Source organism: Sorangium sp. So ce406, assembly GCF_051474675.1.
Taxonomy (GTDB): domain Bacteria; phylum Myxococcota_A; class Polyangia; order Polyangiales; family Polyangiaceae; genus Sorangium; species Sorangium cellulosum_G.
In genome coordinates this window covers 9288675-9310005 of the sequence record NZ_CP150340.1, presented here as the reverse complement: position 1 = coordinate 9310005, position 21331 = coordinate 9288675, and the positions used below count along the sequence as shown (strand labels likewise).

At 72.9% G+C, this 21331-nt stretch carries 19 protein-coding genes; 10 read left to right on the top strand and 9 right to left on the bottom strand.

Annotated features, from left to right (window positions below):
• The first annotated feature begins 98 nt into the window (after positions 1-98).
• From WME96_RS34840 to WME96_RS34825, 4 genes are all read left to right on the top strand, one after another.
• Positions 99-443 (top strand): hypothetical protein, encoded by a 345-nt coding sequence (locus WME96_RS34840; RefSeq protein ID WP_437285895.1) that lies wholly within the window; start codon positions 99-101, stop codon positions 441-443.
• Positions 444-560: 117 nt separating this feature from the next.
• Complete coding sequence (locus WME96_RS34835) at positions 561-1217, top strand: RNA polymerase sigma factor (RefSeq protein WP_437285894.1); 657 nt, start codon at positions 561-563, stop codon at positions 1215-1217.
• A complete protein-coding gene (locus tag WME96_RS34830; protein WP_437285893.1) occupies positions 1204-2415 on the top strand; it encodes a hypothetical protein in 1212 nt (403 codons plus the stop codon). Before WME96_RS34835 ends, WME96_RS34830 begins: the two co-directional genes overlap by 14 nt.
• A 257-nt stretch (positions 2416-2672) precedes the next feature.
• Positions 2673-3392 (top strand): hypothetical protein, encoded by a 720-nt coding sequence (locus tag WME96_RS34825; protein ID WP_437285892.1) that lies wholly within the window; start codon positions 2673-2675, stop codon positions 3390-3392.
• Between the two features lie 409 nt (positions 3393-3801).
• On the opposite strand, the gene WME96_RS34820 is transcribed toward WME96_RS34825, so the two are convergent.
• The 3 genes from WME96_RS34820 to WME96_RS34810 all read right to left on the bottom strand — a co-directional run bounded on the left by WME96_RS34820 (position 3802) and on the right by WME96_RS34810 (position 7577).
• The gene (locus WME96_RS34820; protein WP_437285891.1) at positions 3802-4113 is read right to left on the bottom strand and encodes a hypothetical protein; all 312 of its coding nucleotides are present in this window, start codon (positions 4111-4113) and stop codon (positions 3802-3804) included.
• Between the two features lie 464 nt (positions 4114-4577).
• On the bottom strand, positions 4578-5225 hold the full coding sequence (locus WME96_RS34815; protein ID WP_437285890.1) for a TonB family protein: 648 nt from the start codon (positions 5223-5225) through the stop codon (positions 4578-4580).
• Positions 5226-5285: 60 nt separating this feature from the next.
• On the bottom strand, positions 5286-7577 hold the full coding sequence (locus tag WME96_RS34810; protein ID WP_437285889.1) for an ArnT family glycosyltransferase: 2292 nt from the start codon (positions 7575-7577) through the stop codon (positions 5286-5288).
• 162 nt (positions 7578-7739) lie between these two features.
• Between WME96_RS34810 and WME96_RS34805 the strand changes: the two genes are divergently transcribed.
• A complete protein-coding gene (locus tag WME96_RS34805) occupies positions 7740-7985 on the top strand; it encodes a hypothetical protein (protein ID WP_437285888.1) in 246 nt (81 codons plus the stop codon).
• A gap of 109 nt (positions 7986-8094) precedes the next feature.
• Here WME96_RS34805 and WME96_RS34800 read toward each other — a convergent pair whose 3' ends face one another.
• Positions 8095-9675 (bottom strand): ATP-binding protein, encoded by a 1581-nt coding sequence (locus tag WME96_RS34800; RefSeq protein WP_437292387.1) that lies wholly within the window; start codon positions 9673-9675, stop codon positions 8095-8097.
• Between the two features lie 533 nt (positions 9676-10208).
• On the opposite strand from WME96_RS34800, the gene WME96_RS34795 reads away from it, so the two are divergent.
• The 4 genes from WME96_RS34795 to WME96_RS34780 all read left to right on the top strand — a co-directional run bounded on the left by WME96_RS34795 (position 10209) and on the right by WME96_RS34780 (position 14966).
• On the top strand, positions 10209-11942 hold the full coding sequence (locus tag WME96_RS34795) for a hypothetical protein (RefSeq protein ID WP_437285887.1): 1734 nt from the start codon (positions 10209-10211) through the stop codon (positions 11940-11942).
• A 38-nt stretch (positions 11943-11980) separates the two neighbouring features.
• The gene (locus WME96_RS34790; RefSeq protein ID WP_437285886.1) at positions 11981-12811 is read left to right on the top strand and encodes an HmuY family protein; all 831 of its coding nucleotides are present in this window, start codon (positions 11981-11983) and stop codon (positions 12809-12811) included.
• On the top strand, positions 12793-14463 hold the full coding sequence (locus WME96_RS34785) for an MXAN_6640 family putative metalloprotease (RefSeq protein WP_437285885.1): 1671 nt from the start codon (positions 12793-12795) through the stop codon (positions 14461-14463). The genes WME96_RS34790 and WME96_RS34785 overlap by 19 nt, the downstream gene beginning before the upstream one ends.
• A 77-nt stretch (positions 14464-14540) precedes the next feature.
• On the top strand, positions 14541-14966 hold the full coding sequence (locus WME96_RS34780; protein ID WP_437285884.1) for an STAS/SEC14 domain-containing protein: 426 nt from the start codon (positions 14541-14543) through the stop codon (positions 14964-14966).
• 2 nt (positions 14967-14968) lie between these two features.
• Here the strand turns inward: WME96_RS34780 and WME96_RS34775 are convergent, their stop codons facing one another.
• The 3 genes from WME96_RS34775 to WME96_RS34765 all read right to left on the bottom strand — a co-directional run bounded on the left by WME96_RS34775 (position 14969) and on the right by WME96_RS34765 (position 18626).
• Positions 14969-16552: a S8 family peptidase gene (locus tag WME96_RS34775; protein ID WP_437285883.1), complete on the bottom strand. Its 1584-nt coding sequence runs from the start codon at positions 16550-16552 to the stop codon at positions 14969-14971.
• Between the two features lie 510 nt (positions 16553-17062).
• Positions 17063-17653: a hypothetical protein gene (locus tag WME96_RS34770; RefSeq protein ID WP_437285882.1), complete on the bottom strand. Its 591-nt coding sequence runs from the start codon at positions 17651-17653 to the stop codon at positions 17063-17065.
• Positions 17654-18146: 493 nt separating this feature from the next.
• Positions 18147-18626, bottom strand: coding sequence for a hemerythrin domain-containing protein (locus WME96_RS34765; RefSeq protein ID WP_437285881.1), 480 nt, complete (start codon positions 18624-18626; stop codon positions 18147-18149).
• A 240-nt stretch (positions 18627-18866) separates the two neighbouring features.
• Between WME96_RS34765 and WME96_RS34760 the strand changes: the two genes are divergently transcribed.
• On the top strand, positions 18867-19502 hold the full coding sequence (locus WME96_RS34760) for an FMN-binding negative transcriptional regulator (RefSeq protein ID WP_437285880.1): 636 nt from the start codon (positions 18867-18869) through the stop codon (positions 19500-19502).
• Positions 19503-19550: 48 nt separating this feature from the next.
• On the opposite strand, the gene WME96_RS34755 is transcribed toward WME96_RS34760, so the two are convergent.
• Together WME96_RS34755 and WME96_RS34750 are read right to left on the bottom strand one after the other, a co-directional pair.
• The gene (locus tag WME96_RS34755; RefSeq protein ID WP_437285879.1) at positions 19551-20264 is read right to left on the bottom strand and encodes a pirin family protein; all 714 of its coding nucleotides are present in this window, start codon (positions 20262-20264) and stop codon (positions 19551-19553) included.
• A gap of 97 nt (positions 20265-20361) precedes the next feature.
• Positions 20362-21318: a GNAT family N-acetyltransferase gene (locus WME96_RS34750; RefSeq protein ID WP_437285878.1), complete on the bottom strand. Its 957-nt coding sequence runs from the start codon at positions 21316-21318 to the stop codon at positions 20362-20364.
• Between the last annotated feature and the right edge of the window lie 13 nt (positions 21319-21331).

The following is a 21331-nucleotide window of genomic DNA, read 5'->3' as shown; positions in this document are numbered from 1 at the left end:
TCTCAGTGTTTCCCGGAGCCGGCCTTTGCGCAACGCGAAAGAGCGAGCTTCGATGAGAGACACGTTGGCTGACGTTGTGTGTGTGGTGGTTGCCTGGTGTGATTGGTGTGGTTGATGTGATTGGCGCGATTGGTGTGAACGACGCGAGTGGCGTGATGGGTGCGATGTTCCCGGTGATGTCGAGTAAATTCGAGCCTCTGCTCGACCCGGCTTGCGGGGAGCTCGATCGTGGCGATTTGCGATCGGCCACGGATCATGCGTTGCGCGGCGGAGCCGCCGAGAAGAAGAAGGCAGAGCCGGCGGCGGTGTTGTCCCGAGGCGGCGATCGGACGAGGAGACGAGCCGTAGACGTCGACGACGTCGACGACGTCGAGTGTGCCAAGGGCAGAAAAATTCAGTCTTGCTCTGGGCCGGGTGTCCTTGGCGTCCTGGCGGTTTCTTGATCCGGGGTGCTGCCGTACCCGAGCACCCCCAGCTCGCGTGAGGGGGCGCGCGCGTCCGATCGGCAAACCAGGAAACTGCCGGCCGGCTCGTGTGTGATGGCAGCAAGGGACCCGTCCTTGCCCAGCCCCGACCTCGCCTCCTCGAACCTCGCCGAGGTGCTCCGTCCGCTCTCGAGCGAGCAGCGGTCCGACGCGCCCCCGCCCGCCACCGCCTCGGGGCGGCCGGCGAACGCGGCGCCGGCTGCTTCGCGGTCGGCCGACGCCGATGCGGTCGAGGCCATCTACCGCCGCCACCACCGGCTCGTGCACCGGCTGGCGCTCCGCTACGGCAAGGGCAACCTGGCGTGGGCGGAGGACGTCACGCAGGACGTCTTTCTCGACCTGTTCAAGGCGCTGCCCAATCTCACCGATCTCGACGACCTGGAGGGGTGGCTGTACCGGGCCACGACCAACCGCTGCTTCAACCGACTCCGGCGCGAGCGCTTCCTCTCGCTCGCCCCGGTCCGCTGGCTCCTCGGCGAGCAGCCGCAGGAGCCCCGGCCGCCGGACGCGCTCGCCATCGCCCGCGACGACCTCCGCCGCGCGTTCGACGCCCTGAACGCGCTGCCGATCAAGGAGCGGGTCGCGTTCTCGATGTACTACCTCGACGGCAAGGAGCAGGAGGAGATCGGTCGGATCCTCGGCCACTCGAAGAGCTACGTCTGCAAGCTCATCCAGCGCGCGGCGCAGCACCTCGGCGGCGCCGGATGGAAGGTGGGTCATGGCGACGTCTGACCGCGACGACCTCGTCTCGCAGCTCCGGGCGCTCGACGAGCAGCTCGCCTCCGTGACGCCGCGGCCGCACCTGGAGGCGCGGCTCCGCGCGCGCCTGCGCGCCGCGGGGGAGGCTCCGGCGCCGCCCGCGCCGCGGGGCGCGCTCCGGGGCCTACGTCGCCCGCTCGCTGCCGGCCTCCTCGCGGCCGCGGCGCTCACGCTCGTCGTCGATGAGGGCGCCCGGCGCGCCGTCGAGCGCTGGGGCGTGGCCGCCCGCAGGCTGGCGGCGCCCGCCGAGCCGATCGCGGGCGAGCTCCGCGCGGACGACGCTCCCGCGGAGACGCGTCCCGCGCGGCCCAGCCTGTCCCTGCCACCCGCGCCGGTGGCCCCCGCGCCCGCGCCGCGCCGCAGCGCGCGCCCGCCCGAGGAGCGACGCCCGCCGGTCGAGCAGCCGCCGCGGGCGGACGTGATGGGCCCGCCGCGGGTGGCTCCGGTGAGCCCGCCCGGCCCGATCAGCCCGCCAGCGCAGCCGAGGCGCGGGCCTGACCCGTCTTCCCGCCGCGACCCCGGGGGCCTGGGGCCGCCCGGCGTTCACGAGCCGCCGACCTTCGCGGTGCTCCGGCCCGAGGAGCGCGCTCCGGGCGCGGCGGGACGTGCGAGCGACGAGGCGGCCGAGCGCGCGCCCGAGGAGGAGAGCGCGACACCCGAGGAGGAGAGCGCGACACCCGAGCCCGAGGAGGAGAGCGCGACACCCGAGGAGGAGGCCTGCTCGACGGACCTCCTGTTCGACGGGGTGACCTGTCCGGACGACTGCACGAGCGGCATCGTCGGCGACGGGGTGACGTGCAAGGACCCGAACGTGCTGATCGAGCAGAGCATCCCGATCTGCGAGGAGCTCGGGCTCGTTCTGCGCGATCTCCAGGTCGACAAGGCCGACTACGAGGTATGCGATGGGAAGGCGCTCCAGGCGAAGTACCTCTGCTGCCCGGCGTGGCCGGGGCAACCGGAGGAGCCCAGGCCGCCGCCTCCGCCGCCCGAGCCCGGCTGCGATACGACGGGCGTGGTGGGTGACGGAGCGACGTGCGAGGACCCGAACGCGCTGAAGGACGAGGCGCTCGCGATCTGCACGTCGCTGGGGCTACCGCTGAGCCACTTCGACGCTTCGATCGCGCCGTGCGAGGCGGGCACGCTCAAGGCGACGTATGCCTGCTGCCCCTGACCGGACTGCCGGGCGGCAGGGCGGGGCCGAGGCATCCTCCAATCAGGCGAGAGACTCACGCAGAGCCCGGAGAGCCGTGGACGATCTCTCACGGATGTCCCGCCTCGCTGTCGATTCATTTCACCAGACGACGCGCGTACAGGAAACCGGGGCCCCCCTCGCGGTTGGATCATGGCGAATGACGACGCGGCGCCGTGCAATGGGCGGCCGTCCGTCGCGGCCATCCTCGCGGCTCACGGCGAGGCAAAGGAGATCTCATGGGATTCTCTCACCGCTGCATCACGGCTCTCTCGATGGTCGGCGCCGCGCTGATCGTGGGTTGCTCGACGGATGTCAGGTCCGGCGAGGACTTCGACACGAACACCGTCGATCAGGGCGTCGCCCCGAAGGAGGAGGGCGTCGCCCCGAAGGAGGAGGGCGTCGCCCCGAAGGAGGAGGGCGTCGCCCCGAAGGAGAAGGGCGTCGCCCCGAAGGAGGAGGGCGTCGCCCCGAAGGCGGAGAGTCTGACGCCCGAAGAGGAGGCCTGCTCGACGGAGCTGCTGTTCGACGGGGTGACCTGTCCGGACGACTGCACGGGCGGTGTCCTGGGCGACGGGGTGACGTGCCAGGACCCGAACGCGCTGATCGAGCAGGGCATCCCCCTCTGCGAGGAGATCGGGCTGGTCTTGCGTGATCTCCAGGTCGACAAGGCGGACTACGAGGTGTGCGACGGGAAGGTGCTCCAGGCGGAGTACCTCTGCTGCCCGGCGTGGCCGGCATCGCCGGAGGAGCCCATCACGCCACCACCGCCGCCCGAGCCCGGCTGCGATACGACGGGCGTGGTGGGTGACGGCACGACGTGCGAGGACCCGAACGCGCTGAAAGACGAGGCGCTCGCGATCTGCACGTCGCTGGGGCTGCCGCTGAGCCACTTCGACGCCTCGATCGCGCCGTGCGAGACGGGCACCCTCAAGGCGGCGTATGCCTGCTGCCCCTAGTTCCGTGGAGCAGAAATCCTGCAGGGATCTGCCTCGAGAGAGGAGAGAAATTGACGCCAAGGCGCCAAGGGCGCAACGACGCAAAAATGCATGACAATTGTTCTTTTTTGCGCCTTTGCGCCTTTGCGCCTTTGCGTTGAATTCTCTCCAGGTCCCTGACCGAACTCCTGGCGAGCGGAACTGGCCGGAATCTCTCTGTGTAGGGGCTGTCGTCACACGTCGCGCGCCCCGCGCATCCGCGCGCAGCGCGCGACGATGGCGGCGGGCATCTGCTGCGCGGCCAGGCGTCGGCGCCCGCCACGGGCCGCCGTGGCCGCTCGGCGACCGCGCCGCTGTGACGGTGCACGGCGGCGCGGTCGCCCTCCGGACGACCGACCACGGGGGCCACCCGGGAGCAGACGAAGCGGAGCTACTGGCCCGGTTGACCCGGGTCGAGCTCCCTGGCGATGCGCTGCACGCTCTGCATCAGCGCCTTGATCTGGTCACCGACCACCGGGCCCGCGTCCTCGACGAGCACCTCGATCTGCTCGAGCACGGGCGGCAGGCCCTCCGCGGTGACCTCGTGGATGCGCTCTCCTCCGAGCTTCGCCTCGATGCGAGCCAGCTCGTCCTTGAGCTCGCCGAGCGCCTGGGACACATGCTCCCGGTGCTGCACGTGCTCGTGTCGCGAGAGCTCATAGGCGATCGCGATGGCGCTCCGAACATCCCGCTGAACTTCCATCCTCTCCATGCCTTCACCCGTGCCGTTGTCGGCGATAGTCGATCTCGATGCTACCGGCCGCGGGCGTCGCGCTGGCCCGCCTCCGGTGCATCCCTCCATGGGAGTGGCTTGCCCTGGTCGTCTGATGATCGCGCCCGCAGCGCGGATCAGGCAGCCGGCTGTCGCTGTCGCCCTTGGCGCTCAGCGTTCCAGCGTCTCGACATCCAACCGTCTTTGCAGCTTCGTCTCAGCAGCGTCTCACGTGGTTGTCGTTATAGCAATAGCAGCTTCCGTGCCCTGGCCGGCGCGGCGCCTCCTCCGGCCGAGCCCGAGGGAACGCGCCGATCGGCACGCGAGGTCAGCGCCTGCCCGGCGGACGATCCGCCTCAGTTGTCGCAGATCGCCACGCTCCACGGGCGCGGCAGGCCGGCTGTCGGCCGCCCGCTGCGGGGACCCGGAAGCGGGGTCTAACGGGCAGGGGCCCTTCAGGGCTGCACCAGCTCGACGCCGCTGAACTCGATGGGAAAGGTGATGACGGTCGTCACACCGCCCTCGGGCCTGGGGAACTGCATCTTCTCGAACGCGTCGGCCACGCAGCGGTCGACCGGCTGGCTCTTCGTGGTCGACTTCAGGACGTCTGCCCTGTTGACCTTCCCGCTCGGCCCGATGGTCGCCTTCACGGTCACCTTGCCCGTGAACTTCGGCGAGGTCTTGACGCCGATCTTGTAGCACTCGTCGAACAGCTCTGCGTGCCTCTCCACGACGTCGCGGACCTGCGCCTCCGAGATGCTGCCTCCGAGCGTCCCTGTTGCGACCGCGGCGCCGGGCTTCACGCCCCCGCCGCCGCTCGCGGCGCTCGACCTGGGCGGGGCGGGCGCGGCCGCTCCGGGGACCTGCGATCCCGGCGGGGGCGCCTCCCCGGCGGCCGGCGTCCCCCCCGTCGCCGGTAGGGCTCCCGTGGCCGGGGCCGCGGTGCCCGCCGGGTCCGGGGCTGCGGTGCCCGCCGGGGCGGGGGCGGCCGTGCCCGCCGGCTCCGACGACGCGGGCTGCGCCGGCGCCTGGGCGGACGGCGGCGCGGCGCAGCCCGCCGCGAGCGCGAGGACCAGAACCAGACCTGTTCGGCGAGAGCTCATGCCCGAAGGTAAAACCCGAATGCGGGCCCTTGTCCACGAGGATGGCGGCGCGCCCCCCGCTCAGCGCAGCCGCAGCACCTCGACCTCCGAAGCGCCGCCGCGGTCCACGAGCCGTGGAGCGCGGCCCGGCTCACGCGCCCTCATCGATGCCCAGAACACCTCCGTCCCCGGGCGCTTCCGGATCGGCACCGGATCGGCGTAGAGGAAGCCCGTCCTCCAGCGCTGCGGCGAGATCGCCGTCGGGAGGCCGACCTCGCGGGTGACCGGGTCGGCCATGGTCGTGGACAGCGGGGCGCGCTCGACGACCCGGGAGCGCACCGCGAGCGCCACGTCGTCCGCCGCGGGGCCGCCCGCGCGCACGAAGATCGTGAGGAGCGAGCGCGCGCCCTCGTGGAACGTCGTCCCGAGCAGCTCCGTTCCGTCGTCGAACCGCGCCCCGAGCGGCGCGAGCGCGGCGCTGATCTCCGCGAGGAGGGCCGCCGCGCGCGCGCCGTCGCCCGCGGCCAGGGCGATGTTGTGCGCGATCCGCTTCTGCTCCAGCGTCTCCGGCGCCGTGGCCGGCGGGGCCGCCGGCTGTCCGAAGTGCGCGCGGAGCTCCCACGTGAGGAACGGATCGGGCACGATCTCGCGCTCGGGCTCGGTGCCCGAGACGAGGTACCAGGCGAGGAGCCCCGGCTCCCGCTCGCGGAACGAGAACGCCTCGATCCCGCGCGCGCGCGGGACGTCCGCGTCGACGTGCGCGCCGGCGGCCGCGCCGAGCGCCCAGAACGGGCCCACCGCGGTGATGTCGAAGCGCCGCGCGAGGGTCGCCTGGTCCCTGTCGAGCATGAACCGCGTGTCCGCGAGGTAGGCGCCGCGCGGCGGCTCCTGCCTCGGCGCGGGGCGGCTCGTCCTGACGACGCGCCCGCCGAGCGCCCAGACCTGGGCCCAGGTGGCCTTCATGCCCTCGTGCAGCTCGACGGCCGCGTCCCCGGGCAGCCTCGGCGCGAGCCAGCGCAGGAACGCCGTCTTCGCCCCGTCGGAGTCGATGAGGTGCCCCCGCTCGTTGAAGCGCCCGCCCGTCTCGCGCGCGTAGCGCAGCGCCGGGAGCCCGTCGCGCAGGACGGCGGCGAGCGGCGCGAGCCACAGCGCGAGCGCCGCGAGCGCCGGCCACGCGGGCGACGGAGCGGCCGACGTCGCGCTCGGACCGACGTGCCGCGCGGCGGTGGCGCGCTCGAGCAGCGCCGCGCCGGTGTCGACGAGGGCGGCGGCGGCGAGGGCGAAGTACGCGCCGAAGTAGTGGGGCCAGAAGATGTGGATGTCGGCGCCCTGCCGGAAGACGACGTACTGCACCGTCGCCGTCGCGAGGTAGAGCAGCGGCAGCGCGTCGTGCTCGCGCCGGAGCAGGGCGAGCCGCCCGGCGCAGACGATCGCGCCGAGCTTTCCGGCGGCGATGGCGATCGGCGTGAACGACAGCTCGATCCAGTACCGCCGGCTCGCGAGCACCTTGCTGAGCGGCTCGCTGTTGCCCGAGGAGCGGAACCCGTAGCTCGCCAGGAGGTCGCCGAGCTTGCCGGCGTGGTGGAAGAGGGCGAGGTAGAGCGCGGCGGTCAGCGCGGCGGTGAAGGCGGTGAGCACCCACCACTGCGCGTAGCGCCGCTCGTGGACGGGGCCGAAGGCGCGCTTCGGGAGCAGGTACGCCCGGATCGCGCCGAACACGAGCAGCCCGCCCGTGAGCACGAACGCGGGCCAGTCGGCGTGCATCCCGAGCGCGAGGCCGAGGGCGCTCACCGCGAGGTAGCGGCGCCGGGACGTCTGCGTCATCCGGACGTACCCGAAGAGCCCGAGCAGCGTCCAGGCCATGACCGGGACCTCGAGCGCGTTGAGGTTCGCGAACGACAGCGTGATCGGCAGGACGACGAACGCCGCCGCCGCGGCCGCCCCCGCGGCGGGGCGGTAGATGCTCCGGCCGAGGGCGTAGAGCAGGGGCGGCGTCGCGGCGCTGAGCAGGACGGCGGGCAGCCGGCAGAGGACGTCGTGCCGCCCGAAGACCTTCATGAACCCGGCGGTCGTCCAGAAGATCCCCCACGGGTGGTGGCAGTAGTACATCTCCGGCGGCGGCCGGCTCGCGGTGTACTCCCAGACGGGCCCGACGATCTTCCAGCGGAGCATGTTCTCCGCGATGATCCCGACGCCCGCCGACGACGCGTAGTGGCCGGCGAGGATGGGCCCGAACATCTCCCACGCCGCCGCGAGCGCGAACCACGCTGTCGCGATCGCGGTGACGGCGAGCGCCGCGCGGGTCTCGATCCGGGACGCGCAGGGGAGGCCACGGAGGTCGGTCGGGCGGGGGGCTGGGCGGGGCGGCAGCAAGGCGCGCGCAGCTTATGTCGATGGCGCCTTCTGGAGAGGCGAGAAGTTCCCGCCGGGCGCGTCGATGTGCGGCCCCCGGGCGTGTGTCGACCTCGCGCACGCGGCGGCCCGTGGTGGCGCGGCGCGGGCCGCTGAGCGGGCGCGGGTCGGGTAGAATGGGGCATGTCGATCGAGGCGCGCAGGCAGGTGCATCGGCGGGCGCAGGGCGACGGCAGGGAGCGCGACCCGACGCACTATCCTGTGGAGAAGAAGATGGGGGAGGACTCGCTTCAGACGTGGATCGTGGAGCTCCTCCGTCCGCTGATCGAACGCTGGTACCGCGAGGCGGCGCTGGAGCGCATCGCCGTGCTCGAGGCGCAGATCGCGAGCGCGGCGGAGGCGGGCGGCAAGGGATCCGGGGCCGCATGATCCTCGCTTGAAGCGGGGCTGCCCAGGCGGTGGACCCACGACGCTGCCGCAGAGATGAGCGCGGCACGCCGCCGGCAGGAAGGCGCCGCCGATCGGCAGGCGCCGCCGTTCAGGCCCGGAGCAGCGTCACGCATCGGCCCGAGGGGGTCCGGGCCTCCTCGAAGCGCGTGCGCGCCTCGACGTCGCCGGCCGCGGCGCGGCGGTCGAAGAGCACGAGCACGCCCTCGTCGAGGCCGAGCTGGGCGAGGTATCCGTCGAGCTGCGCCAGCCCCTTCGGCGTGGGGTCCTTCTCTCCCTCGCGCCACACCTTGAGCTCCAGCGCGGCGCGCTGCACGGCGCGGCGCCCGTCCTCGTCGCGGTATGGCCATCGGACGAGGAGGTCGATCCTCCCCCGGCCGAGGCCGTACTCCCGCTCGATCTGCCCGCCGCCGTTCACCACGCGCTGCAGGAAGGCCATCAGCACGAGCTGCGGCGCGACCTCGTGGTAGCCGAGGTTGCCGGAGAGCGCCTCGCCGTGCTCCCTCCAGAAGGCGGCGAACTCCCGGAGCAGCCGCGCGACGTCGAGCCGGCCGTCGGGGAGCACGAAGCTCCGCGGCTCGGCCAGGATGACCGGCTCCACGTCGCCGGCGAGCACGCGGGCGACGACCTCGCGGTAGATGGGGTTCGCGATGCGCGCGGGGTTGTTCGGCGCGATGAGCCCGAGATCGCGGACGTACTGGAGGTCGTCCTGGTAGGCGTCGCCGACGACCGCGAGCGTGCCCGAGAGGATCGGCTCGAGCACGCGCCGGACGCGCGGCTCGTGCAGGCGCGCGACGAGCGAATCGAGGTGGGTGGCGCGCGCCAGGATGAGGCGCTCCTTCGCCTCCTCGACGTGCGCCACGGTGATCGGCTCGCTCGCCGGCACCGCGAGCTCCTCCACGATCTCGCGGGCGAGCGCGTTGACCAGCCAGGGCTGCCCGGCCGTGAGCGCGATGGCCCGCTCGATCGCTCCCTCGGTGAAGGCCTGGCCGGTGTCGGCCGTGTGCTCGGCGTAGAGCTCGCGCACCTCGTCGGGGTCGAAATCGCCGAGCTTGAGGGACTCGAGCTTGACGTTGAACGGGCTCGCCGTGCCGAGGCGGCTCGGATCGCCGCCGCTCGCCGCCTTGTACTCGCGCACGTCGCGCAGGCCGCAGAGCGCCACCGCGGCGGGGAAATCGGCGGGGCGGTCGGAGAAGCCGGCGCGGAGCTGGCGCAGCACGCTGAGGAGGCTCTGGCCGCGCAGCGCGTCGATCTCGTCGAAGAACAGCGCCAGCGGCCGTGGGCACGCGCGAGCCCAGGCGCGGAGCGCGACCTCGACGCGGTGGCCTTCCGGGGCGTCGGGGAAGCTCGGCGGCTGGAGCGCCGTCGGCAAGGTGAGCTCGGCGCGCGCCCGGATCGCGCTGAGCAGGATGCGCTCGGCGGCACCATAGTCGTCGCCGGCCGCCTCACCGGCCTCGCAGGAGAAGTGCAGCGCCGCCCAGCGGCCGGCGCCGGTGAGCCGCTCGGCGAGGGCGCGGAGCGCCGTTGTCTTCCCTGTCGGCCGTGGCGCGTGGACCACGAAGTAGGCGCGCTGCTCCACCAGGCCAGGTGCCTCGGGCAGGCGTCGCTCGGCCGGGATCATGTAGTGCCAGTCGGGACGGCAGGGGCCGGCCGTGTTGAAGCGGCGTGCGATGCGCGCAGCTTGCGTCCTGGAGCCGGGCGGCGGCAAGGGCGCGCGTCGGTCCTGGATCGATCCATCGGGCCCTCCGAGGGCGTCTGCTTCGGTTGCAGATCGATGCACCCCCCTCGCCAGGGGTCGCCGGCACATCGCGACCTCGCCGTGCGGGCTTTCGAGGCCGTCGGGTCGGTTCCGGATCGAGCGAGCGCCCCTCGGGGAGGCGAGCCGGCACATCGTGACCTCTCCGTGCGGGCTTTCGAGGCCCTCGGGTCGGTTCCGGATCGAGCGAGCGCCCCTCGGGGAGGCGAGCCGGCACATCGCGACCTCGACGCGCGGGCCTCCGAGGCCCTCGGGTCGGTTCCGGATCGAGCGAGCGCCCCTCGGGGAGGCGAGCCGGCACATCGCGACCTCGACGCGCGGGCCTCCGAGGCCCTCGGGGTCGAATCCATCGTCCATCGAGCATGTCGCGATACCGGTTCTCCGGATCCCCGTTCGTCCGCTCGGCCCAGCGGAACCGGCGCGGCCGCCGATGGTAGGCTCGCCGCACCTTGGATACCCGGCCTTCCACGGCGGTCCCCGCGCCTCCCGCCCCGCGCCCCGGCCCGTTCGGCCGCGCCGTGGCCGCGGCCCGCCGCGCCCCGCTCTCCGGCCCGCTCCGCCGCGCCGCCGCCGCGGCCCGCCGCGCCCCGCTCAGCGCGGCGCTCGCGCTCGTCGTCCTCGCCGTCTCGGTCCACGTGATCGCCGTCCCGCTCGCGGTCGTCCGCTATCCGCCGATGACCGACCTCCCGTTCCACGCGGCCCAGACGGCGGTGTTCCGGCACTACCTCGATCCGGAGTGGCACTTCCGCGAGCAGTTCACGCTGCAGCCGCTCGCGGTCCCGTACATGTCCATGTACGCGCTCGGCGCCCTGCTCCAGCTCGTCCTGCCGCCCGTGGCCGCCGTGAAGGTCGCGGCGGCGGCGATGCTCGCGCTCCTGCCCGCCGGCCTCGCCGTGCTCTTCCACGGCCTGAAGCGGAGCCCCCTGCTCGGCGTCCTCGGCCTCGTCCTCGTCTGGTGCAACCTCACGCACTGGGGCTTCCTCAACCACATGGGCGCGCTCGGCCTCTTCGCGATGGTCGTCGGCCTGACCCTCCTGCTCGTCGACCGCCCCTCGCGCGGACGGCAGATCGCGCTCGCCCTCGCGCTCATCGCGCTGTTCTTCACCCACGTCTTCCGCTTCCCGTTCGCGCTCGCCGCCGTGGTCGGCGCCGCGATCGTCGTGTTCCCGGCGACGCGGCGGCTCCGCCCCATCGCGCTCCCGCTCGCGCCCTCGCTCGCGCTCTTCGCGGCGTGGCTCGCGGTCCGCACCGACACCCTGCACGCCGCGCCCTTCGCGCCCGCGCTGCACTGGGAGCGGCTCGGCGAGGTCCCCTCGCTCCTGTTCGCGAGCTTCACCGATCCCGCCGAGGCGGCCGCGGCCCGGCGGGCGGCGCGCCTCGTGCTCGCCGCGCTGCTCGTGTGCGCCGCCGGCGCCGCCGCGCAGCTCGCCGGCGCCTCCCCGGGCCCCGCGCAGCCCGACGGCGCCTCCGCGGGTCCCGCGCAGCCCGACGCGGGCGCGCGCGACCGCGCCTTCGCGCGCCTCGCGGCCCTCGTCCCGGTCGCATGCGCGGCCGTGTTCCTGGGCCTGTTCCTCACCCTGCCGCTCCAGATCGGCCTCTGGTGGTACGTCTACCCGCGCGAGATCGTCGCGGCCCTGTTCCTCGCCCTCGGCGCTTTCCCGGACCTGCCGCGATCGCCCTGGCTCAAGGCGCCCGCCGTGCTCGCGCTCTCGGCCGCCGCGCTCTCCCTCGGCGCCGTGGTCCAGGACAACTACCGCCGCTTCGACGAGAGCACCCGGGACTTCGACGCCCTCATCGCCCGCATCCCGCCCGCCCCCAGGCTGCTCTACCTCGTCTTCGATCACGGCGGCTCGACCCGGACGACGACGCCGTTCATCCATCTGCCCGCCTGGGTGCAGGCCACGCGCGGCGGCTGGCTCAGCTTCCACTTCGCCGTCTGGGACGCCTCGCCCGTCGCTTACCGGCCCCGCTCGGAGCCGGGCGCCGTCGTCCCGCCGCCCACGCCGCTGCGGTGGGAGTGGACGCCGGAGAAGTTCGACGTGCGCCGCCACGGCGCCTTCTTCGACTGGTTCCTCGTCCGCCGTCGGGCGGGGGCCGATCGCCTCTTCGCGAAGGACCCGAGCATCGTCCCTGTCGATCACGTCGGCGACTGGTGGCTCTACCGGCGCAGCAGCGGGCCGTAGCGCGCGCCCTGGCCCGGCCTTCTGTTACCATGCCGCCCATGCGCACCTCGTCCGCGTCCTCCTCCGCGCTCCTCGCCGCCGGCTTCGCGCTCCTCGCCCTGTGCGCGTGCGGCTCCGACGACCCGACGGACCCTGGCGGCGCGGGCGGCACGGGCGGCGGCTCGAGCGCGGAGGGCGGCGGCGGCGCTTCCCCGGAGCCAGGGCCGTCGTGCGCGGAGCCGACGCCGGTGCCGTGCGAGGACGACGTCTTCCAGCAGATGAACCTCCAGGCGACCGTGGCGCCAGGGGAGATCCGCAACGAGCCGGACGGCGGCGGGTTCCGCTCCTTCGTCGACGCCACCGCGGGCGGCGCCTTCGCCTCCGAGCCGGACGCCTACGTCTATGCCCGGTTCACCGACGGCGGCCTCGAGAAGGTCGAGCTCTCCGACGAGGACGCGCTCGGATCCATGGACTGGGACATCGCGTTCCGGCGCTACGTGGTGCGCATCAACAGCGGCCACTCCGGGCCGTCCTGCGTGACGGCGGCGCGGCTCCCGGGCACGCCGGACTACGACGCGCTCACCGAGGCCCCCGCCGACCCGAGGCTCCGCCGCGACGAGTACTTCACCGACAGCTGCGAGCTCATCCCCGACGGCTCCGGCCTGGAGGCCCCCGCGACGGCGCTCTCCGGCTACTGGACGTACCCCGGCTGCGTGAAGATGAGCGGCTCCGTCTACGTCCTCGGGCTCGCCGACGCGCGCATGCTCAAGCTGACCGTCACGCACTTCTACAACGACGAGGCCCAGGCGCAGTGCCAGGAGACCGGCATGGTCCCGATGACGGACAACGGCTCCGCCAACTTCCAGATCCGGTGGGCCTTCCTCCCGTGACGCGGAGCCCCGGCGCCGCGGCCTCGCTCGCGCCCGCGCTCGCCGTCCTGCTCGCGGCCTGCGGCGCCGGCGATCCGGCCGCAGGGCCGATCGACGCGCCCGCCGCGGCGCCGCTCGACCGGCCCGACACGCGCGGCACCCAGCTCCAGTTCCGGTTCGATCCGGACGACGTGGTCGAGACCTTCGCGTCGGCCTCGGGGGGCTTCCTGATCCACTTCGCGCGCGACGGGCGCAGCGCGGTGCCCGCCGCGGACGCCGACGCGTCGGGCGTCCCCGACTTCGTCGAGGAGGTCGCGGCCGTCTACGACGAGGTGATCGTCCACTACCGCGACGTCCTCGGCTTCCGGCCGCCGGCCAGCGACGAGGACCTCCCCGACAACGGCGGCGATGGCCGCTTCGACGTCTACCTCGTCGATTTTGCCGGGGTCGGCGACGGGGTGTTCCGCGTCGACGCCTGCGCCGACGACGGCGGCGAGGACCGCTGCGTCGGCTTCATGACGCAGGAGAACGACTACGAGGGCTACGGCTACCCGTCGACGCGGACCGCGAACCGGATCCTCGGGAGCCACGAGCTCTTCCACGCCGTGCAGGCGGCCTACGACCACGATCAGGACACCCTGATCCAGGAAGGGACGGCGGTCTGGGCGACAGAGTCGTTCGACCCCTCGCTGCGGGACTTCGAGGGCTTCGTCGACGGCTATCTCTCGAACGTCGATCGATCGCTCGACGTGCCCCTCGGCGGCCCCGTCGACCCCTTCAGCTACGGCATCGCGCTCTTCTTCCAGTTCCTCGAGGAGCGCTACGGAGAGGGCACGGTCCGCTCGCTCTGGGAGCGCGTCGAGGACGGCGCGTTCGGCGAGGCGGATCCGGCGTGGTTCGAGCAGCTCGACCCCTTGCTCTCGTCGCGGGCTGAGGCGACGTTCGGCGAGGCGTTCGTGGAGTTCGCCACCTGGAACCTGCTCACCGGCGCCGCCGCCGATCCCGAGCGCTCCTACGCCGCCGGCGCCGGCTACCGCGGGCTCGACCCGCAGGAGGTCGCCGCGCCGTACGCCGACCGGCTCCGCGTCTTCCACGCGTCGGCGCAGTACTTCAGCGTCCCGCCCGACGGGCGCGCGACCATGACGGCGGCGCTCGCGGCGCCCGCGGACGACCCGGCGCAGCTCGACGGGCTCACCCTGCTGCTCGCGGCGCGGCGCGGCCGCGCGTACGGCGAGGTCGTGCGCGCGGGCGACCTCGCCGCGGGCGCGGAGCCGATCGACACGACCGACGCCGACGACCTGGCCGTCATCGTGGTGAACGGCCTGCAAGACGGCGAGTCGCGCAAGCCGACGCTGTGCATCGGCACGGCCGACGAGGTCGCCGCGTGCCGCGCCGCCGTGGAGGGCGGCGGTGGCGATGGCGGTGGTGGTGGCGCCGGCGGTGACGATGGCGCAGGCGGTGGTGGCGCGGCGCCGACCGGCGGCGGAGAAGGCAGCGTCGACGACGGGTGCGGATGCCGCATCGGATCGCCGAGCGACGCGGCCGGAAGCTCCGCCGAGGCCGCTGGCCTGGTGCTGGGCGCCTCGCTGCTCGGGCTGGCCGCGCGCCGGCGAAGGCGCACTGTCGCGCTGGGCCGGATCGTCGCACGGCGTCGCCGTCGCGCGCCTCGATGACGTGATCGGGGGCCACCCGCGCTGGTCGCCATGAAACGTTCGTCCCGCGCTCCGCGCGGCGAGCTACGATGCTCCGCATGAGCGACCCCAGCCGTGCCGGCGCGAGCCCCTGGTTTCGCGAAGATCCTGACGGTTTTCTCTGCACCGATCTCGAGGGTGACCTCCTGGAAGACGCGGCGCGCGCGATCGCCGCCGCGTGCCAGCGCATGAACGACAGCGGCCGCGAGGTCCTCGTGTTCTGCGATGCGCGCCGCACCGGCACCGTCCCGTCGTCCTCGCGCAAGGCGCTGGCGGACGGGCTTCGCCACGTGCGCTTCGGCGCGGTCGCGATCTTCGGCGCGAGCTTCTCCGTGCGCGTCGTCTCGACGCTCGCCATGAAGAGCGTCCAGATCCTCACGCGGCAGTCCTATCCGGTGGAGTTCTTCGACACGGAGGCCGAGGCGCGCGCGTGGCTCCTCGCGCAGCGGGACGCGATCCGCGCCCAGCGGCGGCCGGTCGCGTGACGTCACCCGCGCCGGCGCCGCGCCCCGCGCCGGCGCGCCGCCGCGGCCAGGCCGAGGAGCGCCGCGGCCATGAGACCGCGGCGCTCGCCTGACCGCGCGCCGGCGGCCGCGCACGCGCAGCCGCCCTGCTCGGCCTCGTCGCCGGCGTGCTCGCCCTCGCCGTCCAGCGGCGGCGGCGGCTCGTCCCCGAGCACCTCCCGGAGCGCCGCGACCGGGTCGATGATCCCGTACCCGAAGATCGGATCGTGCCCGCTCTCGTCGGGCGCCGCGTACGGCGCCGGCCGCGCCGTGCGGATCATGAGGTCGTAGAGCTCGCCCGCGGTCAGCTCGGGCGCCGCGCTCACGAGCAGCCCCGCGACGCCGGCCGCCACCGGGCACGCCGACGAGGTGCCGCCGAACAGCGAGGTGTAGTCGTCCGAGGTGTCGCCCTCTCTCCCGGCGATGTCGGTGGTCAGCGTCCCCGTGGGCGCGACGAGATCCACGGAGCTCCCGCGGTTCGTGAACGACGTCTCCTCCTCCAGGTGGTTGACGGCGCCCACGGTGAGGACGCCGCGCACGGCCTGGAGCTCGTCCTCGCCGATCTCCCGGTCGTCGTTGCCCGCGGCGAAGAGGATGAGCGCGCCTTTCCCGTCGCGGCCGGCCTCGAAGAGGCGGTTGATCGCGTCCTCGACCACCCGGGGGACGGGCATCGGCTCGGCGTATCCCCAGCTGTTCGACACGATGGAGGCGTTGACCTGCAGGGCGAACTCGAAGGCGTCGACCGACTGGGAGATGGGCCGCGGCTCGTCGTCGAGCAGCCGCACGCACCGCACCCTGCAGGCGGGGCAGCCGCCGGCGATGCCCACGCCGTTGTCGGTGTCGGCCGCGACGAGGCCCGCGCAGGCGGTCCCGTGGCTCACGCCGGCCTCGCCCGGCTTGTAGGTGGGGTCGTCGTCGCCGTCGATGACGTCCCGGCCCGGATCCATCTTCGCGGCGAGGTCGGGGTGATCGAGGTCGCAGCCTGTGTCGACGACGACGATGGATGTGGCCGCGTCTCCCCGCGTGCGCCCCCAGGCCTGTTCCATCCTGAGGTCGTCGAAGTACCACTGTCCTGGCAGGCGCGGGTCGTTCGGCGTGAACGGCGCCCCGCGCGCCGTGAGGCGCACGTGCAGGTCCGGGATGGCCTCGCGCAGGAACGCCGGCCGCGCCGCGCCCTGCAGGCGCTCGGCGAGGTCGAGGCCGTCGCCGCCGCCGGCATCCCTGACGAGCCAGAGCCCGATCGAGGCCATCAGCGGCCTCACGACCTCCACGCCCGCCGCGGCGAGCGCGCCCTCGGCGCCCGGCTCGACCTCCACGATCGCGGTCGCGCCCACGCTGGCCTGGACTGTCCGTCCTCCGGGGTAGTGGAGCCGCACCGGCGCGAGCGCGCTGCCGGACCTCTCCATCGCGGCTGGCCCGAGCCGCTCGACCGCGACGCGGCGCCCGCCATCGAGGAACGACGTCGTGTGGGCCGCGGCCGAGGGCGGGCTGGCGAGGGCGTCGCCGGTCCCGGTGGCCACGAGGAGGAGCGTCGCCGAGGAGAGCGAGGTCAGGGCATTGCGTCTCATCGCCCTCCTGGATCTACAGGACCGCGCGGCATCCTACCAGGGCCGCTCGGGCGTGGTGCTCGGGCGAGAAGGGTACAGACCGTCAGGGCGCCAGGAGGAGAAAGAGCTGAGGTATCCCCTTGGATTCTTCGAGAAATTGAACAGGGAGACGGGGAGGAAAATCTTCAGACACCCTCTGTCTCCCCGCCTCCCCGCCTCCCTGTTCAATCTCTCCTGAAATGGGCTGCGAAACGAGGCGATTTCGCAGGAGGAAGAGAGCAGAAGACGGTGAGTTTTGAACTCTTCTCTCTCTTTCCCTTGCGCCCCTGCGGTTTTCTTTTCCCTCTATCTCCGGGCCGCTCGGGCGGCTGCCCCTGCGTCCCACGCTCGTCTCCGCTTCAAGAAGAGAGAGCGAACCACAAAGGCACAGAGGGCACAGAGGACAGAGATGAAGAGATGAAAAGATGCGGGGGAGCGCGTGTCGTGCGTGGAGGGAGCCCTGTCCTGGGGGGCAGGGCGAGGGGGCGCTGGTCAGGGCCTCTCGGCGCCGCGGATCACCATCGATACGAGCAGGTCCATCAACCGCGAGAGCTCCTCGCGGGTTGCGCCGTCGGGGAGCCCGGCGACGCGCGTCGCGACGCGCTCCAGGAACTGCTGCCTCGCCCGCTCGAACCCCGGGGCCTGCTGGTCGTGCAACGCGCACGTCACGAGCTCCTGATCGAGCTGCCGCCAGTAGAATTTGCCGTCGACGGTCGTGGCGCAGAGCCTCCCCGTGAACCCGACCACCGTGCGCGCCCCCGCCTCGAGGAGCCGGTCGAACAACGGGCCGCTCGCGGTCTCGCCGCTGCAGAAATAGAGCACGCGACCGCGCGCCCAGAGCTCGATCTCCTGGGCCGGGCTCTCGTGCGAGATCAGGATCCCGTCGGGCGACTCGTCGTCGACAACGCAGCTCGTCCTGCCGTGGGACGACACCACGATCGCACGGAAAGGGTTGCCCGTGCCCTCCGCACGGGCGATCTGGCGAAGGATCCTCCTCCGCTCCGCGCTGGCGCGCCCGAACGGTACGATGGAGAACTGCTCTCCCATACGACCGTAGAGCTGCGTGCGGCCAGCAGCGAACAAGGCGCTGTCCGGATCGAAGGATGTATCTATCGAGAGTACAGGTCGAGCGGTCATCCTACCTCCGTCGAAGATCCCCTCTGGGCGCCGTCCAGCGCTCGCCCGCACCGGCGATCGCCGCCACAGGCAGCGCCCACCGCGCCGAGCAGCCAGCGCCTGGCATCAGATCATCTCTACCAGCTTCCTCGTCACATCCCCGGCACCCGGTGCCGTGTCGGACTCCAGCCGCGTGAACCGCGGCAGAATACGATAACAACGGTACGGGAATTCCTTCTACAAAAATCGTATTCACCCGGACCGTGTTCTTGCTTGCGGGAGCGCGCGACGTTCTTCGACGTTCTCGCGGGGTCTGGCGTGAGCGCTGGCACGCGCGCATTGCGTCCTGGTGTCATTTCCAACAATCGCTGCGCGGTCCCGGGGCTCACGAGGGTGGGGGGCGAAGGCTCCGCACCGCGCCGCGCCGCGAGCAGGGCGCGATACGGGCTGCGCGCGCCGCTCAGGGGAGGGGCGCTGCGGCCTCGGTCTGGCTCAGGACGAGCTTGCGGGGCTCGCTGCGCCTCAGCTCGTTCATCCTGCCCTGCATCTCCTGCCCGAGCTCCTCGCGCCCGGCGTCGTCGAGGAGCTTCTTGACCTTGGGGAAGAGGTTCTCTTCCTCCTCCTTGTGGTGGTGCTCGAGCTGCTCGGCGAGCACGTGGAGCTTGGGCCCGAACTTCTCGTCCGTCGTCTCCAGGGCCAGGAGATCGGCCAGCACCCGCTTGAGGGACAGGTGCTCCTCCAGCGACTCGAGGAGGATATCCTCGGTGCGGCGGGCCCGGACCGCCGGGTAAAAGTGCTGCTCCTCGATGGTGATGTGGGTGGCGAGGAGGTCCGCGGCCGTGGAGAACTGCTCAGGCGAGACGGAAGAGGCCTTCTTGAGGCCGGAAAACTGCTGCTCTAGCTCGCGGTGATGGCGTTCGAGAAGTTCGATGGCATCCATGGATTGCTCTATGTAGCGGGCGCCGCCCGCCAGCAAGCTGGGTGGACACCGGAATCTCCGTCAGGCGGCGCTCCTCCCCGCGCCGCGCGGAGCGCCCGCGCCGCGAGGCGCGCTCCCCCGCGGGCGCGCGCGGTCCAGCCCGCTGGATTGGCCGACCGGCGCTCGCAGGCCCTGCGCCGCGCGGCGGCTCGCGCGCGCGGCCGGATGATCCGCGCGGCGGGACGGGTGTAAGCTCCCGGCATGTACTCGCCCAGGGTCTTCGTGGAGACTTGCCTCGATCGACAGCTCGATCTCATCGATGCCTATAGCTTCGGCTGCCTCATGGTGCAGGACGAGCAGGGGGGTATCGAGATCGCGCACCTGCCTTTCGTGCTCGATCGCGGCGTGGGGCCCCACGGGCGCCTCCGGGCCCACGTCGCGCGCACGAACCCGATCTGGAGGCTGGCGACGGAGGGCAGGCCGGTCGTCGCGGTGTTCTCTGGGCCGCACGGGTACGTCTCGGCGCGATGGTACGAGGAGCCCGGAAAGCAGGTGCCGACCTGGAACTATGCCGTGGTGCACGCCCACGGACACGCGTCTGGCCCGATGAGCCGCGACGACCTGACAGCGCTGCTCGATGACCTCGCCGCCATCCACGAGCGCGGCGCGCCCGAGCCCTGGAGCACGCGAGAGCTCGATCGCGAGCTCCACGAGAGCCTGCTCCGGGGGATCGTGGGGTTCTCGATCGCGATCGAGCGCCTGGAGGGCAAGTTCAAGCTGAGCCAGAACCGCTCGCCCGCCGACCAGGGGCGCGTCGCGCGCGCGCTCGGCGAGCGCGGGCGGCCCGATGATCTCGAGATGGCGCGGCTGATGACGCCGAGAGACGAGGGCCGATGAGCCGACAGGATGGCTGGCCCGCGCTCCACGCAGGGCACCACGCGCGTCTCACGCCAGGTCGAACAACAGCACCTCTCCCTGGTCCTTCCCGACGAGGCGCAGCGACCCGCCCGCCCTGACGGACGCCGCGTCCCCCGCCTCGAGCAGCGTCCCGTTCAGCTCGACGCTCCCGCGCGCGACATGGACCCAGGCATTGCGGCCAGCCGATAGCTCGTACCGCGCCTCCTGTCCTTGCCCGAGGAGCCCGACGAAGACGCTCACGTCCTGGTGGACCGTCACCGATCCCTCGCGCCCGTCCCGCGAGGCGACAAGCCGCAGCTTGCCCCGGCGCTCTTCCTCGGAGAACGCCTTCTGCTCGTAGCTCGGCTCGTACCCGCTCCGGTCCGGCACGATCCAGATCTGCAAGAGGTGGGTCACGCCCGTCTTCGAGGCGTTGACCTCGCTGTGGAACACGCCCGTGCCCGCGGACATGCGCTGGACCTCGCCAGGTCGGATGATCGATCCGTTGCCCATGCTGTCCTTGTGCTCGAGCTCGCCCTCCAGCACATAGGTGACGATCTCCATGTTCTGGTGCGGGTGCGTCCCGAACCCGCGCCCCGGAGCGACGTAGTCGTCGTTGATCACCCGCAGCGCCCGGAAACCCATGTGGTCCGGGTCGTGGTAATCGGCGAACGAGAACGTGTGATACGACTGGAGCCAGCCGCGGTCGGCATAGCCGCGCTCGCTGGACCGGCGGACCTGCATCGAAGGGGTGTTGTTCATGGCACCAGCATGTGCCCGCCGATCCATCTTGTGAATCGGCATTCGCCTCATGGAACCCATCTGCGCCGCAGATGGATGCCCTCGCCGCGCCTCCGCCTCAGACGACCTCGAGGTTGGTCACCTCGGCGTCCAGCCACGGCCCGCCCTCGGGGTGCACGACGAACGCGTCGAAGGTCGCGGCCGTCGGGCGCGCGCCGGCCGGCCTGAGCTGGTCCCCGGGGACGATCGCCAGGTTGGGCGCGCTCACCGCTGGCACGGTCGCCTCCCCGGCGAACGTCGTCGAGGCCGCGCGCAGCACCGCCGCGACCCTGTCGGCGGTCGGCTCCGGCAGGTAGAGCGCGTCGACCGTCGCCACCCGCTCGACCCCGGCGGCTGTCGCGACCTCCGACAGGAACACCGCCGCGGCGCCGACGGCCCGGCCCGCCTCCTCGACGCGCAGCAGCCGCCGCGGCCGGGGATCGCGCAGGCTGTGCTCGAGCTGCGCCGCGTCGGGCGCCGACCACAGCACGCGCTCCTCACCGCACGCCGCGATCGCCGCGAGCGCGTCCTCCACCGCCGCCGGCAGGGCCACGGCCTGCAGCGGAGCGGCGCTCGCGCGGGGGACGAAGCCGTGGTTGCGGCACGCGGCCAGCGCCCTCCGCTGGAACCCGGCCTGGTCGACGGCCCTGAGGAGCACGCGCCTGGCGGGCGCGGACTGCGCCTCCACGAACACCACGATCGGCAGGCCGGACGCGCGGAGCCCGGCGAGGAGCTCCGCGTACAGCCGGCTCGCCAGCCCCTGGCCCTGGAACCGCGGGCGCACGCTCACGAACGACAGCACGTATCCATCCGACGCGACGCCGCGGAAGCGGAAGCGGCGCGGCGTGACGCCGATGAAGCCGGCCGGCTCGCCGCCGTCGCGCGCGATCACGGCGCGCGGCGCCGGGCCGGGGAAGCCGAATTGCCACCGCAGGTAGTCGGCCGTGTAATGGAGGGCCGGCGGCGGCCACGCCTCGCGCAGGACGAGGCTGGCCTCCTCCGCCGCGGCGACCGGGTCGACGTGCTCGATCTGCATGGCCGCGAGCCTC

Coding starts and splice junctions, on each gene's coding strand:
- WME96_RS34765 (WP_437285881.1), bottom strand. CDS start 18,626: ATGGATGCCATCGAACTTCTCGAACGCCATCACCGCGAGCTAGAGCAG.
- WME96_RS34760 (WP_437285880.1), top strand. CDS start 18,867: ATGTACTCGCCCAGGGTCTTCGTGGAGACTTGCCTCGATCGACAGCTC.
- WME96_RS34830 (WP_437285893.1), top strand. CDS start 1,204: ATGGCGACGTCTGACCGCGACGACCTCGTCTCGCAGCTCCGGGCGCTC.
- WME96_RS34775 (WP_437285883.1), bottom strand. CDS start 16,552: ATGAGACGCAATGCCCTGACCTCGCTCTCCTCGGCGACGCTCCTCCTC.
- WME96_RS34750 (WP_437285878.1), bottom strand. CDS start 21,318: ATGCAGATCGAGCACGTCGACCCGGTCGCCGCGGCGGAGGAGGCCAGC.
- WME96_RS34780 (WP_437285884.1), top strand. CDS start 14,541: ATGAGCGACCCCAGCCGTGCCGGCGCGAGCCCCTGGTTTCGCGAAGAT.
- WME96_RS34805 (WP_437285888.1), top strand. CDS start 7,740: ATGTCGATCGAGGCGCGCAGGCAGGTGCATCGGCGGGCGCAGGGCGAC.
- WME96_RS34825 (WP_437285892.1), top strand. CDS start 2,673: ATGGGATTCTCTCACCGCTGCATCACGGCTCTCTCGATGGTCGGCGCC.
- WME96_RS34820 (WP_437285891.1), bottom strand. CDS start 4,113: ATGGAAGTTCAGCGGGATGTTCGGAGCGCCATCGCGATCGCCTATGAG.
- WME96_RS34755 (WP_437285879.1), bottom strand. CDS start 20,264: ATGAACAACACCCCTTCGATGCAGGTCCGCCGGTCCAGCGAGCGCGGC.
- WME96_RS34815 (WP_437285890.1), bottom strand. CDS start 5,225: ATGAGCTCTCGCCGAACAGGTCTGGTTCTGGTCCTCGCGCTCGCGGCG.
- WME96_RS34790 (WP_437285886.1), top strand. CDS start 11,981: ATGCGCACCTCGTCCGCGTCCTCCTCCGCGCTCCTCGCCGCCGGCTTC.